The organism is Gottfriedia acidiceleris (assembly GCF_050457485.1).
In the GTDB taxonomy this organism is placed as follows: Bacteria; Bacillota; Bacilli; order Bacillales; family Bacillaceae_G; genus Gottfriedia; species Gottfriedia acidiceleris_D.
This window is the reverse complement of sequence record NZ_JBCMJM010000006.1, coordinates 158,111-173,313: the sequence shown is the minus strand read 5'-3', so window position 1 is coordinate 173,313 and position 15,203 is coordinate 158,111. Positions and strand designations below refer to the sequence as shown.

At 32.1% G+C, this 15,203-nt stretch carries 12 protein-coding genes and 1 pseudogene; 12 read left to right on the top strand and 1 reads right to left on the bottom strand.

From position 1 onward, the window contains the following. Positions 1-43 precede the first annotated feature (43 nt). From ABEY15_RS06215 to ABEY15_RS06165, 11 genes are all read left to right on the top strand, one after another. Entirely contained in the window at positions 44-4,216 is a 4,173-nt protein-coding gene (locus ABEY15_RS06215; protein ID WP_429889144.1) for a S8 family serine peptidase, read from the top strand. A gap of 622 nt (positions 4,217-4,838) precedes the next feature. Then, positions 4,839-5,909 (top strand): GerAB/ArcD/ProY family transporter, encoded by a 1,071-nt coding sequence (locus tag ABEY15_RS06210; RefSeq protein WP_429889142.1) that lies wholly within the window; start codon positions 4,839-4,841, stop codon positions 5,907-5,909. Then, positions 5,906-7,372 (top strand): spore germination protein, encoded by a 1,467-nt coding sequence (locus ABEY15_RS06205; protein WP_429889140.1) that lies wholly within the window; start codon positions 5,906-5,908, stop codon positions 7,370-7,372. Before ABEY15_RS06210 ends, ABEY15_RS06205 begins: the two co-directional genes overlap by 4 nt. An 8-nt stretch (positions 7,373-7,380) precedes the next feature. Further along, positions 7,381-8,499 (top strand): Ger(x)C family spore germination protein, encoded by a 1,119-nt coding sequence (locus tag ABEY15_RS06200; RefSeq protein WP_429889138.1) that lies wholly within the window; start codon positions 7,381-7,383, stop codon positions 8,497-8,499. 109 nt (positions 8,500-8,608) lie between these two features. Beyond that, a complete protein-coding gene (locus tag ABEY15_RS06195; RefSeq protein WP_429889136.1) occupies positions 8,609-9,328 on the top strand; it encodes a hypothetical protein in 720 nt (239 codons plus the stop codon). A gap of 41 nt (positions 9,329-9,369) precedes the next feature. Then, complete coding sequence (gene cobU, locus ABEY15_RS06190) at positions 9,370-9,936, top strand: bifunctional adenosylcobinamide kinase/adenosylcobinamide-phosphate guanylyltransferase (protein ID WP_429889135.1); 567 nt, start codon at positions 9,370-9,372, stop codon at positions 9,934-9,936. 10 nt (positions 9,937-9,946) lie between these two features. Then, on the top strand, positions 9,947-10,687 hold the full coding sequence (cobS, locus tag ABEY15_RS06185; RefSeq protein ID WP_429889133.1) for an adenosylcobinamide-GDP ribazoletransferase: 741 nt from the start codon (positions 9,947-9,949) through the stop codon (positions 10,685-10,687). Beyond that, on the top strand, positions 10,684-11,283 hold the full coding sequence (locus ABEY15_RS06180) for a histidine phosphatase family protein (protein ID WP_429889131.1): 600 nt from the start codon (positions 10,684-10,686) through the stop codon (positions 11,281-11,283). The genes cobS and ABEY15_RS06180 overlap by 4 nt, the downstream gene beginning before the upstream one ends. A gap of 14 nt (positions 11,284-11,297) precedes the next feature. Further along, on the top strand, positions 11,298-11,795 hold the full coding sequence (locus ABEY15_RS06175; protein ID WP_025568888.1) for an ECF transporter S component: 498 nt from the start codon (positions 11,298-11,300) through the stop codon (positions 11,793-11,795). Then, positions 11,776-12,546: a hypothetical protein gene (locus ABEY15_RS06170; protein ID WP_429889129.1), complete on the top strand. Its 771-nt coding sequence runs from the start codon at positions 11,776-11,778 to the stop codon at positions 12,544-12,546. The genes ABEY15_RS06175 and ABEY15_RS06170 overlap by 20 nt, the downstream gene beginning before the upstream one ends. Before the next feature lie 34 nt (positions 12,547-12,580). After that, positions 12,581-13,669: a DNA alkylation repair protein gene (locus ABEY15_RS06165; protein WP_429889127.1), complete on the top strand. Its 1,089-nt coding sequence runs from the start codon at positions 12,581-12,583 to the stop codon at positions 13,667-13,669. Between the two features lie 60 nt (positions 13,670-13,729). Here ABEY15_RS06165 and ABEY15_RS06160 read toward each other — a convergent pair whose 3' ends face one another. Next, the gene (locus ABEY15_RS06160; RefSeq protein WP_429889126.1) at positions 13,730-14,602 is read right to left on the bottom strand and encodes a hypothetical protein; all 873 of its coding nucleotides are present in this window, start codon (positions 14,600-14,602) and stop codon (positions 13,730-13,732) included. Between the two features lie 329 nt (positions 14,603-14,931). Here ABEY15_RS06160 and ABEY15_RS06155 point away from each other — a divergent pair. Further along, positions 14,932-15,111 (top strand): annotated as a pseudogene (locus ABEY15_RS06155) (alcohol dehydrogenase catalytic domain-containing protein); the annotation flags it as partial. Positions 15,112-15,203 lie beyond the last annotated feature (92 nt).

Genomic DNA, 15,203 nt, shown 5'->3' with positions numbered 1-15,203 from the left:
ATTGAATTTTACTTTAGATAAGAAAAAGCCAGGAGGAAGAAGAATGGGGAAAAGAGTAAAGAAAAGTAAGTTTGTATCAGGCTTTACCGTATTAGCTCTATCATCTAGTGTTGTTGTTGCACCGATTGCACATGTAACAAATGTTTCAAAGGCAGCAGGGAAAACGAAGACAGAAACAATACTTGCAAATTTAACTTCCCAGCAACGAGCTGCTTTAAAACAAATTTCAACAAATGAATCGACAGGGCTTCAAATCTCATCAGACATAGATCAAACGACTACAAAACAAACTTCAGTTATTGTAGAGTTTGCAAATAAACCCGCGAAGGTAGCACACATTGAGGCGCAAGTAGAAGGTAAATCATTAACTGAGACACAAGCAGGGAAATTAGTTGATCAAGATCATGCTACATTTACTACAGAAGTGGGACAAGTTCTTAAAGATGAAAATAATAAAAAGGTAGATTTTAAAATTAAACATTCATATAAAAATGCCTTTAACGGCGTTTCAATGAGTCTACCAGCAAATCAAATTAAAAATCTATTAAAATCAAAAGCAGTTAAAACTGTTTGGAGTAACGAGAAGTTCTCTATTGACCCTCCAAAGGAATCAGATAAGAATAGCGAGTTAAAAGCAGACGAATCTAAAGTAGCAAACTATTCGCCTTATGATGGCTTGGATAAGCTACATGCCGAGGGTTATACAGGAAAGGGCATTAAAGTTGGTATTCTTGATACAGGTATCGATTACAACCACCCAGATTTAAAAGACGCTTTCAAAGGTGGATATGATTTTGTAGATAATGATAATGATCCAATGGAGACTACCTATGCTGATTGGGTAAAAGCTGGTAAACCAGGTTCTGCAAATGGAGCTAATTATTATACTGAGCATGGTACCCATGTAGCAGGTATCATTGGTGGACGTGGTGCGTCAGATAGTGAATACAAACAGGTTGGTGCAGCACCAGAATCTGATATCTATTCATATCGTGTACTTGGACCAGGTGGGGTTGGAACAAGTGAAGCTATTATAGCTGGTCTTGATAAAGCAGTAAAAGATGGCATGGATGTTATAAATATGTCATTAGGTGCATCGTTAAATGATCCACTTTATGCAACTTCTATCGCGGTTAACAATGCTGTATTAAGTGGCGTAACGACTGTCGTAGCTGCAGGAAATGATGGAGACCAAATGGACACGTTGGGTTCACCGGGAGCGGCTGCATTAGCATTAACTGTCGGAGCTTCATCCGTTGCAATTGATCTTTATCAATTTAATGGAACACAGGATGGAAACAAATACAACTTTAGACAATTAGCTCAAAACTATTCTGATAATTTAACGACATTAAAAGGAAAAACCTATCAACTCGTTGACGTAGGTTTAGCAAATCCATCTGATTTTACAGGAAAAGACTTAAAAGGCAAGATTGCTTACATTCAACGTGGAACAATTGCATTGATTGATAAAATAAAAAATGCAAAAGCAGCTGGCGCAGTTGGTGTATTAATGGCTAATAATATTGATAACCAAAGTGAAGGAGCAATCCAAGCATTCTTAGGTGAGTCGGTAGATGCAATACCTTCATTCTCCGTATCATATGAAGAGGGATTAAAAATCACAGCAGCGGTTAAAGCAGGTAGAAATGAAGTTTCTTTTGGTGATTATACTAAGCTACAAACAGCTTCAGATGAATTAGCGACTTTTAGTTCAAGAGGACCATCACGTGTAAACTATGATATCAAGCCAGAAGTGACTGCTCCGGGTGTTTCGATTCTTTCAAGTGTACCATTTTATGTAAATAATAAAACAGGTGATGGATCAAAGCCTGAAGATTATAAGTATGCATATGAGCGTATGTCTGGAACATCAATGGCAACACCATATGTAGCAGGTGTATCTGCACTATTACTTCAATCAAATAAAGACTTACAACCAGAAGATATCAAATCAATCCTAATGAATACTGCTGATCCATTATCAAAAGCTTATAGTGTATTTGAAGTAGGTAGTGGACGTGTAGATGCATATGAAGCAATTCATTCAAATGTAGAATTAGAAGTGGTTGATAAAACACCAACGATCGTAAACGGCAAAGAAAAATTAATTAATGAGTTAACCGGTGGGATGAGCTTTGGTTCATATGGATTTGATAATAATGATATTGAAGATTCTCGCAGTGTTACTTTAAAAAATCGTAGTGAAAAAGCAAAAACATTTAGTGTTGACGTGAAATATCAAACTGGATTAAGAGGATCTAAGGATGCAGCTTCAAATAATGTTACACTTTCAGGACCTACATCAGTTAAGTTAAATGGAATTAGTTCGAAATCAATTAAGTTTAATTTAAACATTCCAAAAACTGCTGAAAAAGGAACATATGAAGGTTATGTTACTTTCACGAATACAGTGGATCCATCTGAACAATATCAAATTCCGTTTGGTGTTCGTGTAGTTGAAGAGGGGATCCAATCATTTAATTTATTCAACCCACTTTATTCAAATAAAATTACGAATCCAACTTATGCGTACCCATTTATTGATGGAAGTGTTTCTCTAAAAACACATATGAAATCATTAGATGTTATCGTTCAAGATCCAACAACTGGTCAAGATTTAGGGATTATTGGTTCATTTAATACTTCAGTAATGAAAGAAGATGTAGTGTACAATATTGGTCGACTTGTAGGAGGATATTACTTCCCATTCACTGGAGATGCGAAAAACCCGATTAGCAGTAAATATGAATTAATTAAACCAGGTCACTACAAATTAAGACTAGTTGGTGTGAGTGAAAGTGGAAAAACCTTTGCTGAAGCTAGAGACTTTATGCTGGAATATGCTGTTCCTAATATGACTTCAAGCTTTGACAAGTTAGATCAAAAGGTTTTTGAGTATAATGATAGTCAACTAGATAAAAATGGACAAATGTTATACGACTTCAACATTAACGTAAATGATCCAGAAATTGACGAAGCGAAAAAATACGGCATTAAAGCTGATCAATCAGATAACACAATTGTTTATACTTATAACTCTTTCTTCCCATCATTACCTATTAACGTAGATAAAAATGGGGATTATACTGATCAAATTTTAGTTGATAGTAAATATTCAGTATTACCTTTAACATTCTATGGAATGGATGCAGCGCTAAATCCAACTGCTCAAATTAGAATTGCTTTTGTAAAAAATACAACACCATATTATTACTTAAAAGCGAATAAGCAAAACATTGTACCTGGTGATACTGTAAACTACTCAGTTAAAGCAAATAATATTAGTAACTTAAAAACAACTAAACTAACACTTCAATTGAATAATAAACAAGGAATCATTGACAATATTCTAGTAAATGATGAAGTTAAAAAATATGGCGATGCACAAGTTACAGTAAAAACATCACCAACTACTTGGGACTATATTACACAATATGACTTTACTTTTACTTACTCAGGTTCAGCTAAGTTACCAGAGGATACTCAATTATTTAATTTCGATATAAAAACAATCGATAAATCATTTACAACAGGTTCAGCGATTAACTTCTCAGGTAACGGTACATCTACAATCGATACATCAAATGTTGAAATGAAAAACGTATACACTTATATTGAGGGTTACAATGTAAAACCTACAGTTTCAAAACTAACAGGTACACTCCAAGTTGAAGGAGCAAAAAACCCTCTAACAGGTGAAACAAACTATGCGATTGATCAAAGTAAATTAGGTGCAAAAATTACATTAACATCGTATGATGGAAAAACTGTTTTACAAACACCAATCACATCAAAACAAGGTGACTATGCATTTGATGGTGTGAAAGTAGACAATAAACCTTATACATTATCTGTAAATGTACCAGGTCACTTTACAATGAATCAAACAATGAATACTCTATTTGATAATATCCGCGGGGATTTAATCGGTAAACAATTACGCTACTTATTAGATGTTGCACCTGCTGGTGATGCAAATAAAGACGATGTAATCGACGTACTAGATGCATTAGCTGTACAAACTTACTGGGGTACAAACAAAGCATCTGCTGACTTCAATTTTGATAAAGTGGTTGATGCAAAAGATATGGATTATGTAGTGAAGAATTTTGGATTACAAAATTCAACAGTTCCAAATCCTCCTAACGCTAAAAAATCATATAAAGGTGCTACATTAGATAGTATTTTTACAGAGTTAGGATTAAACAAGTAATAAGATTTTATAAGATTATTAAGCAGCCTTCTCCCGATTATTTTTTGGGAGAAGGCTTTTTTACTTATCTTTAAGACAATTATTTTTTTATAAATAAATTGGGAAATATATACATAATGGATATATCGTTGGGTTAATTTAAAGGAATAAGGAGTTATAGCAGAGTGTTGAAATATAAAATGGTCAATAGGGAAAACGGACATTAAATGAACATTTATTTAATGATGAAATTATCATTTTTTGGATGATCTATTAAATGGTTTTAAATGTTAATATGTTGAGCAATTTAATGAATCCAATAACACTAATAATGATTTTTTCAGAAGTTAAAAATATTATGAGCTAATTTTTAGAAAAACAAATTCAATTGATTAGTTAATTAATGTTCGATATTAATTGACCTACAAGCTGATTAGTATACAACAATTAGGTTACTCTAGGTAAAGGCTATTTGATTAGGATTTATTGCAGACTTTTTTTGATGAATAAGTTGATTGGAACGAAAGGGATGCTCGACTCCTATGNNGTGGAAATCAACATCACTCTAAGCCTTTTACGTAAATTTGGTAATTTAATTGACAAGGTTGTTTTTTCAACAACGTGAGTTATAGGGAGTTTTTTTATGAATAAAAAGTTAATTTATTCAGTTCATATATATGTATTACTCATCATGTCGACAGGTTTTATGCTGCATGTATTTATCATTCCAAGTTTATTGACATCTTCATATCGAGATTCATGGGTGACAACAGTCGCAAGTGTAATCCCTTTTTTGATTTGGGCTGCTTTAGTATTCTATTTATATAAAAAGTTTAAAAATGAAGACGTTTTATCTGTCATGTTTAAAGTATTCTATAAACCAATATCTTACTTATTTTCTACCATTTTCGCCATTTACTTTTTAATATCTGCTTATATAACTATTCGCCTTACTCTTATTTGGGCTAATACAAATTATACTCAAGATATTCCTTTGTTTGTTGTCGCTTTTTTAATTTCCGTTATTTGTTTTTACGCCGCATATAGTGGAATACGTACGATTTGTACAATCGCATTTTTAGTATTACCAATCGTCAGCTTGTTTGGCTTCACTGTAGGAATGGGGAATGTAAAGAATAAAAATTATGCTTTATTATTTCCTATATTTGAACATGGGTATCATGACTTTTTTCATGGATTTATCTATTCATGCTCAGGTTTTTTTGAAATCATTTTTATTTTATTTTTAAACTCTTATTTGAAAGACAAAGTAAAAGCAAAATGGTTAGTCTTAGTTAGCCTTATGTTATTAATGCTAATTTTAGGTCCGCTTACAGGAGCTATAATGGAATTTGGATCGAATGAAGCAGAAAAAATGAGAAATCCAGTTTATGAACAATGGAAGCTACTAACTCTAGGCGTTAATATTACTAGATTAGATTTTTTATCGATTTTTCAGTGGCTGTCTGGAGCTTTTATTCGGATTAGTTTAAATCTATTTCTTGCAAACCATATTATTAATTATAGTGGGCGAAAAAAATGGAGTTTACCAGTCCTTTCACTCAGTTTACTAGTAGCGGCAATGATTCCTTGGAATGCAACTTCTTTTAATGATTTTTTACAAAACTATTTTTTCTTAATTAATTTATGTTTTTTACTTTGTATGATGTTTATTTTATTAATTATGTCAAAATTAAAAGGTGATTCAGCATGAAAAGAGAATCAACTAGAACAGATCAGCCTGATTTATTAATGTTTCTTGAATCTTTTAATCACTCATCAGATATAGCTTTTAGAACAAAAAGATTCAAAGATGGCGAAAAACTGCATGTTGTAATCATAATGTTTTGTCCAAACTTGATTGATATTCAATTTAGTAACAAAATTATTACCGACATTTTTAATGTGATACATAAGGAAAATCAATTCAACTTTGAGTTATTAAGTAATATTGTAGAAGCTAAAAAGTTAAGATCAGAAACCAAAATAAAGTCGGAAGTAGAAGAAAACCTTTTTTCAGGCAATCTAGTCATTTTTAATTCCTACTTAAATGAGATTTTCTTTATTCCTGTAGCGGATCCACCTAAAAGAGCTCCAGAAGAATCAAATTTGGAAAATTCAATTCGTGGACCAAGAGACGGGTTTGTTGAAAATGTTTATGATAATATGGCTTTAATTCGCCAGAGACTTAAAACATCGACATTAAAGAGTATTGAGTTTGATATCGGTGTACGAAGTAGGACGAAGGTATTGCTAGTTTATATTGAAGATATTATTAATCCAACCATACTATCAGAAATAAAAAATCGGCTAAGTTCGATTGAAAAAGACGTGGTTGTTAGTAGTTATGAAATAGAGGAGGCGTTATATGATCAGCCATTCTCCATTTTCCCACTTCTTGATAATATTGGTAGACCTGATTTTGTCGTTCAATCATTAAATCAGGGGAGGTTTGCAGTGCTCGTCGATGGGAATCCGACATGTTTAATCGGTCCAACCAATTTGAACCAACTTGTTTATTCACCCGAAGATATCCATTCGAGTTTTTATTTTGTCAATGTGGTCCGCTATCTAAGAATAATTGCGGTACTAACAACAATATTCTTACCAGGATTCTATATTGCATTGGTGACGTATCATATGGACCAACTACCATATCCCTTTCTTGCTACGATTGCGATGTCTAGAAATGGATTACCGTTTGCAGCACCACTTGAAGCCTGTTTAATGCTAGTATTTTTTGAATTGTTTAAAGAAGCGGGTATACGATTACCTAAGGCAGTAGGACAGACTGTCGCGGTATTAGGTGGGTTATTTATTGGTGATGCCGCAATACGTGCAGGACTAACCTCTCCAGCTATGCTTGTAATCGTAGCACTAACAGTTATCTCTGGTTATACATTAATCAATCAAAATATCGCAGGTAATATAGTATTCCTTCGCTTTTTTATTTTATTTTTATCATCAACATTAGGATTAATCGGCTATTTTACAGGCTTTTTTCTAATTATTACAATGTTGGTTTCGTTAGAAAGTATAGGGCAACCATATATGACTTTATTTTCGGTACCAAGTATCTCAGACTTTTTTAGTGTACTTATTAAAATTCCGCAAGAATATAAGAAAAAGCGAAATCAATCACTCCATCCAGTCGATCTAGACCGTCAAAAGGAGTGATTGATTGAATGAAAAAATTATTAATCTTTCTATTAATGCTCTTTCAATTATTTATATTAACAGGATGCTGGGGCGATCGGACGATAATAGATCAAGTATTGATTACAGGTTTTGGAATTGATTTTAAAGATAATCAGTATATTGTAACGGTACAAGCACTAAATTTTTCAAATATTGCAAAGCAAGAAGGTGGAGCACAACAAGTCCCAGCTCCTCCATTAATAGGTCAAGCAAAGGCAAAAACGATTCAAGCAGCATTTAATAAAATAGAGGAACGGTCACCCATTCCTTTATACTATGGTCATGTTAGTGCTGTTGTATTAAGTAAATCAGTCATTGAAAGTAAGATGAATGAAGTCAGTTCATTTATTAGTGGACGGCCTTTATTAAGATATACAATGTGGGTTTTTGGTACAGAAAGAGATATAAAAGAAATTTTCCTGAGCAAAAGTTTTTTTAATTTACCATTTTTGTATACTGTCGTAAATAACCCTGCAGAAAAAAGTAGAGGCAGTCTGATTTTACTTAGCCTTAAATTTCATCAATTTATTTCAAGATATTCTCAGCCAGTTGGAACAGTTTTAATCCCAATATTAGATATTGATGAACAAGGTTTTAAAGAAGATGGAAAAGGGGATAATGTGGCTTATATAAATGGTGCATTTGCCATTTTACAGAAAAAATATAAAGGTCAAGTAACTATAAAAGATTTAAATTCACTTAATTTTATGAAGCAAGAAAATTACAATATGCCACTTTTACTTGAGAAAGATAAAGTTAACTTAGAGGTAAGAAAATCGAATGGATCAATTAAAGTTATTAAAGGTGGTAAAAAGCCAAAATATATTATCAAAATAAAAACAGAAGTAGCAATTGCTCAAAATGAGAATCTCTTAAGTAACAAAGAAATTATGTCTAAAGCGAGTAAAAAAATAAAAAAAGAAATATTAAAAACGATTAAAAAAGGAGAAGAGCTCCATGTTGATCTTCTTAATATTTCAGAAAAGCCGTACCATTTTTATCGACATGATTGGAATATAAAAGTAATGAACGAAGTAAATATGGATTCAATAAAAGATATTAAAGTACACATACATGTATTAGGAAGTAAAGCCTATAAAAGATAAAAAGAGCATAAAAAGAAGGTCAATTTTTATTGTTAATCCTTCTTTTTAATGCTCATTTTTATTCAAAATGAATTATGATAGAAAGGAACTGAATAAAAGGAGTAGGGCTATGAATGAAAGAGTAATAGATAATTGGTTTCCAGGTCGTTGGTTAGGTGGGTTCTCCCTAATATTAGGTCCAATTTTTATGCTTATAGGTGTTGTTTTAAGAAGTAAGTTTTATTTCTTCTTCCCGGACCAGCTAGAAGCATTTAAAACTCATCCAACTTTACTATTTTTTTCTTATAGCTTCTTTATTGCTGGGAACGTCTTATTGTGGCCGGCAGTAATCTCACTATGTAAATTAATCAGTATAACGAAACCAAATTGGGCATTATGGGGAGGAAGTTTTGCGATATTTGGACTTTTTGCTCGTACTTTTCATGCTGGGGTTGATCATCTAGCTTTTCAAATGGTGCGAATTTTAGGTGTGGACACTGCAACAAAAGTTATGGCGCAAACTTATGGATCGTTTCATATATTCCATAGCTTTTCACCTCTAATCATGTTTGGCTGGATTATTTTAGCAATTGGCTCATATCGCGCAAAAGTATTAGGATTAATTCGTTCCGTACTGTTAGGACTTATGAGTTCATTACCATTAGGCGTACTAAAAGGTACAACTTCATTCTCGATTTTAGCTACATTGGCACTTTGCATTGCACTTGTTCCACTAGGTATAAGAGTTTTAAAAGATGGTCCGAGACCCGGTTTTAAGAAAATAATTGGGTCAGTTATATTAATGCTCATTTTATTAGTTGGTTTATTTGTAATTGGAGAGTTAGGTTAATTAAACCTAGATATTAAGATCTCATAAAAGGGGTGAAGAGAGTGATTCTTGTAATTGGTGGGGCTCGTAGTGGAAAGAGCTCCTATGCAGAAAGACGAGTAAAAGAGTTAAAAACAAACGCAAATGACGTCGTTTATATTGCGACTGCAATACTATTTGACGGAGATATGAATGAAAGAATTAAAAGACATCAAGAAGATCGTCCAAATGAATGGCATACTGTTGAGCAATATAAACAATTTAATCAATTAAAAATGAATGAAGCATATTTACAATCTAAGTATGTCATTTTAGATTGCATGACAGTCATGATTACAAATTTAATGTTTGATCATTATACTGATATTGATTTTGAGACAATTAATAATGAGCAAATAAATAAACTAGAAAAAGATATAGAAAATGAAGTGCACGAGTTGGTAAACGTTTGTGATCAGCAAGGTAAGACATTGATAGTTGTATCCAATGAGGTAGGTTATGGACTTGTTCCGTCTTATCGACTAGGAAGGATTTTTAGAGATATTGCTGGGCGTATAAATCAAAAAATTGCTTCAAGAGCAGATGAAGTTATACTCGTTACAGCTGGTATACCATTAAGAATAAAGTAGGAGTACCAATATGAATCGATTTAAAATGATCCTCAGTTTTTTTTCAACCATCCCTGTTAAAAATTACGATTTTATTGAAGCCGAACTAGGTAAAGGAATCAGATTGGTTCCATTAGTAGGTGTGTTATTTGGTTTAATACTTGTTAGTTTGAATACTGGAATTTCATTAGTTTTGGAAAATGAAGCGGGTGCATTTCTTATTCTATTAGTCTATTTATTCTTAACAGGTGGATTACATTTTGATGGAGTAGCTGACACGTCAGATGGAATTTTTAGTCATCGTTCAAAAGAAAGAATACTAGAAATTATGAAAGATAGTCGCATTGGCGCATTTGGGGTAATTTCCTTAATTGTTTTATTTTTAGGAGATTGGTTATTTTTATCAAAGAGTACTACATTTGTTATTTTTTTATTTCCGATTATTGGAAGATGCATTGCCTTATTTACATGCAGAATAAGTACTTATGCTAGAAATGAAGGATTTGGAAGTCAATTTATAATCGAAGCCAAAAAATCTAATTCATTATTTGTTTTAATTGCATACGTGTTCCTCATTTGTGTAAGTAGTGTCTTAATTAATGAAATAGCCATTATTATTGCAGTATGTGTCACGTTTATTTTTATTACTTTTGTAACGAAAAGAATCAATCAGAAACTAGATGGCATTACAGGGGATGTAATTGGATTTACAATTGAAGTTTCCCAATTATGCTTTTTAATTTTTGCTGTTATAGGTGAGAGATTAGTATGAGAATATTTTTAATTAGACATACAGAAAGCATTGGAAATAGAAAAAAAGTTTATGCAGGAATGACTGATTTTGATTTAACAGAAAAAGGCTTAAGTCAAATAGGTAGTGTGATAACCCAGTTTACGAAAATGATTGAGCCTACTTCACGCTATACTTTGTATTCTAGTCCACTTCGTAGATGCACTTTATTAAGTGATGCGATTGAAGGTTTAATAGGAGAATCGAAAATAGTTGATCATCGGTTACAAGAGACAAATTTTGGGCTATTTGAAGGGAGAACATATACTGATCTTTTAAATGAAGTGCCTGAAGTTGTAGAAAAGTGGAATGAAGATTTGATTCATTTTCAAATTCCGAATGGGGAAAGCTTAAAGCAGTGTGCAGAAAGAGTTAATACATTTTGTCATGACATTAGATCAAAAAACGAAGATGTAATAGTTGTATCACATGGTGGAATTATGAAGCTTCTACTCTTAAATTTACTTCATTTAGATTTAAGTCATTTCTGGAAATTTTATACGAGTAATGGATGTATTATTGAAATTGAGTATAACGATGGTTTTGGATTTTTGAAAAATATCATTCAACTAAATTAAGAGGATGGAGAAACTTGAACACAAAAAGAATTGTTTTACTTTCATTATTTATCGCATTAAGTGCAGTACTGTCTAATATAAAAATTGTCTATTCTATTGCATTTGATTCATTGCCAGCTTTTCTGGCTGCTATGATGATTTCACCAATTGCAGGCGGGATTGTAGGGGCACTAGGTCATCTTCTTACAGCAATTACTTCAGGTTTTCCATTTACAGTACCAGTGCATCTATTTATCGCAATACAAATGCTTGTGATTGTTTGGATTTTTGGCGTATTATTTAAAAAAATGAATCAATACATCGCAATGGTCGTGGCAATTATTTTAAATGGTCCGGTGGCAACTTTATTAAGTGGTCTATTAATTGCTTATTTGAATCACTCGTTTACGGCAAAGACTATTAGTAGTTTTTTTATCTTAATGGTTGTGCCATTGACTTTAGCTTCAGCGGCAAATATTGTTTTAGCATTTATACTTCAAAAGGTGATGAAACGTGCAAATTTCAAAATATAGAGATTTAACTTTAATGCATATAGATGGGAATCGTTATTTTACAATTGCTTGTGATAGCTGCGGTGGAATAGGGATGAGTGAGCTTGATTTCATAAAAGTTGATGAAGAAATTGTAGGTTATTTAACAGCCAAATTATGTTTAGTTGAAACATTAGCATTTCGAGCTAAGCCTACTGTTTTAATTAATACTTTATGTGTAGAAATGAACGGAAGAGGTAAGCGAATAATAAACGGGATTGAAAAAGCGATTAAAGAATATAATGAAGCTAATTTTTATGAAGACAACTTAGAAATAAATATTACTGGAAGTACAGAAGAAAATATTCCAACAAAACAAACAGGTTTAGGAATTACTTTAATGGGAGAAATATATAATCCGTTTAATAGAAATGAAGTCATTTCAGGGGATCGTGTAATATTAATTGGTTATCCAAAAGTAGGAAATGAAGTTTTAGAGGATTTAAATGAAAATAAAAACGAAATCATTAATTTTAATTCATTAAAGCAATTAACAAATTGCGAAAATGTATTAGATCTATTACCTATCGGTTCAAAAGGCGTTCAATATGAATTGAATCAGTTAAAGGAAACACATAATATCGATATAAAATTAGTGAATCAATCTAGTATCCCATTACAAAAATCGGCAGGTCCCGCGACATGTGCACTAGCAATTATTAAAAAGGATGCGATTGAGGGATTAAAAAGGCAAATCTTACAGCCAATTACTTTACTAGGTGAGATTGTTTAATGAATCGATTGAAATAAAAATATGGAGAATTAATATGGCAGAAGCTTTAAAAGATTTATATAACTACGATTTAATTTCAAAAATTGCAAATGAAATCAGTAATGTCTATACAGATTTTAATCGTGAAACATTTATGAATAAGGTTTTCAATGATAGCTGGGAAGAAAAAACATTAAAGGAAAGAATGAGACATATTACGATTTGTTTAGGAGAAACACTTCCAAACAAATATGAAAAATCAATAGAAATTTTAAGTAGTATTGTAGAGAAATTTCCAAAAGGCCAATTAAGTAGTATTTTTTTTCCTGATTTTGTTGAAGTGTACGGCTTAGATCATTGGGAAAAATCAATAGAAGCCTTAGAATTATTCACAAAGCACTCAACATCAGAATTTGCTGTTAGAGCGTTTATTGTACAAGACCAAGAACGAATGATGGCACAAATGCTAAAATGGTCTACTCATTCAGATGAGCATGTAAGAAGACTTGCAGGCGAAGGATGCCGTCCAAAATTACCATGGGGGATGGTTCTAAAAAGTCTAAAAAAAGACCCAACTCCAATCCTTCCTATTCTAGAGAACTTAAAGGAAGACGAGTCATTATATGTTCGCAAAAGTGTAGCGAATAATTTAAACGATATTTCCAAAGATCACCCAACTCTAGTATTAAAGATTGCGAAGGAATGGTACGGTAAAAATACATATACAAATTGGATTATAAAGCACGCATGTAGAACCCTATTAAAAAAAGGTAATATAGAAGCTTTAACGATTTTTGGATTCCAAACGACAAAAGCAATCCATATAGACCAATTCCAATTACAATCAGACAAGATCGAAATTGGAGGAGATTTAAACTTTTCATTTACAATTCATAGTAACGAACCGACCACCACAAAACTTAGAATCGAATTTGCAATTGATTATGTAAAGTTAAAAGGTAATCGTACAAGAAAAATTTTTAAAATATCTGAAAACACAATTGAAAATGACAAAACATTATCATACAACAAAACACACTCATTCAAAAACTTATCAACAAGAAAACACTACCCAGGCCAACATAGCATCACAATACTTATCAATGGAGTGGAAAGTGGAACTTATGATTTTACGGTAAACTAAAAAAGAGATTCCAATTTTTTTGGAATCTCTCTATTTTTTAAATTGCATCTTTTCTGCATTTTAACCCTGTCTCTTGTGCATCATCACATCTTCAGTTAGTGGAGTAAAACCAAGTTTTTCTTGTAATACACTTTTAGGAATTTGTGATTTAGTGATTGTAACTGCTGTAACTTTTCGATTGATGTTTTCATTATGGATGATCGACATTATATCATAAAAATAAGGGGTAGCTGCTTCAGTATAAGCAACAGCTAATATTTCTGAATACCCAGTATCTGGTCTTATTGTCATACCAAAATAGGCAATGAGTTGATTTTCTAGCTTACATTCAACTGCATAGTCAAATTCAATTGAACTATAATACTCATTCATCATGGCAACTTGTTCGTTTGTAAGAATTTGTTGCTTCATTTTTAAATCTTTCCAAACATTAAATTGAAATTGATCTTTTATCTCATACGAAAATCCAGGAATACTTTGGATTGCTTTTATAAGAAGTGGATAATACGCACCAACTATTTGAGTACGATTGGTAATGTTGAATCCTTTTGATAAGAAATAGTCTATTTGTTTTGACCACTGTCCTCTAAATCGCTGTGCAAATAGTTTTCCACCGTATTCCTCACTAACAGCAAATTGATATACTCTTTCAAACAATTCATCCCGCACAGTATCCTCATATTCAGGTAATACCCATGGATAACCTAATGATACAAACTCACCTTTACCAGAGAAACTCATATAACCGACAAGCTGATCTCCGTCAAAAGCGAAGCATCTAGATTTTTTATTAAATTCAGATTGTTGTTCAAATAATTTTGGAGATAAAGTTGCTTTCCAAGCATATGGTAGAGATTCGGTCATCTTATTCCAAAAATCAAACTGCAAATCAAGATCTGTTGGACTCTCATAAAAACGATAATCAATAGTCATATCAATATCCTTTCCTAAATCGTACTAATTTTAATAGTATCAAATTCATTTGGATTTGAATCTTCAAGAATCGTTAATTTTACTAAAAATCAACAATAACATCTAATAGGGTCAATTAAATAAATATCACATTAATTAAAGTATGATTTTATAGTCATTCTGTTGCCTATAAAAAAGCATTGAGCAAGAAGTTTAATTAGAGTCTGTAAAGGGGCACTTTTTTTGTTTCACTTTTTATTACTGAAGATTATTATGTTTTTTATTAATAGTTACAATTTTTTACTCCTTAAGGTAACGCTATAAAAATGACCTAAATTAGAAGGCGTACTATGCGGGCGGTTACTTATCAAGGGCATTTAAATGTAAAAATGATTAAAGTAGATGATCCAAAAATTCAACATAAAGATGATGTCATTATTAAAATTACTTCAACAGCAGTTTGTGGTTCTGACCTTCACCTATATCAAGGCAATTTTCCAATAAAAAAAGGCTATATTATTGGACATGAGCGGGAACTATAATGCGTTTCCTTTAATTTTCGTAAAAGGAGTTTAGTGAGGTTGATTTCCACTACGGGGTGCTCGCTTTCCATGGGGGGAGA

Excerpts from the sequence above, each read along its gene's own strand:
- ABEY15_RS06215 (WP_429889144.1), top strand. The coding sequence starts at position 44 with ATGGGGAAAAGAGTAAAGAAAAGTAAGTTTGTATCAGGCTTTACCGTA.
- ABEY15_RS06210 (WP_429889142.1), top strand. The coding sequence starts at position 4,839 with ATGAATAAAAAGTTAATTTATTCAGTTCATATATATGTATTACTCATC.
- ABEY15_RS06205 (WP_429889140.1), top strand. The coding sequence starts at position 5,906 with ATGAAAAGAGAATCAACTAGAACAGATCAGCCTGATTTATTAATGTTT.
- ABEY15_RS06200 (WP_429889138.1), top strand. The coding sequence starts at position 7,381 with ATGAAAAAATTATTAATCTTTCTATTAATGCTCTTTCAATTATTTATA.
- ABEY15_RS06195 (WP_429889136.1), top strand. The coding sequence starts at position 8,609 with ATGAATGAAAGAGTAATAGATAATTGGTTTCCAGGTCGTTGGTTAGGT.
- cobS (WP_429889133.1), top strand. The coding sequence starts at position 9,947 with ATGAATCGATTTAAAATGATCCTCAGTTTTTTTTCAACCATCCCTGTT.
- ABEY15_RS06180 (WP_429889131.1), top strand. The coding sequence starts at position 10,684 with ATGAGAATATTTTTAATTAGACATACAGAAAGCATTGGAAATAGAAAA.
- ABEY15_RS06165 (WP_429889127.1), top strand. The coding sequence starts at position 12,581 with ATGGCAGAAGCTTTAAAAGATTTATATAACTACGATTTAATTTCAAAA.
- ABEY15_RS06160 (WP_429889126.1), bottom strand. The coding sequence starts at position 14,602 with ATGACTATTGATTATCGTTTTTATGAGAGTCCAACAGATCTTGATTTG.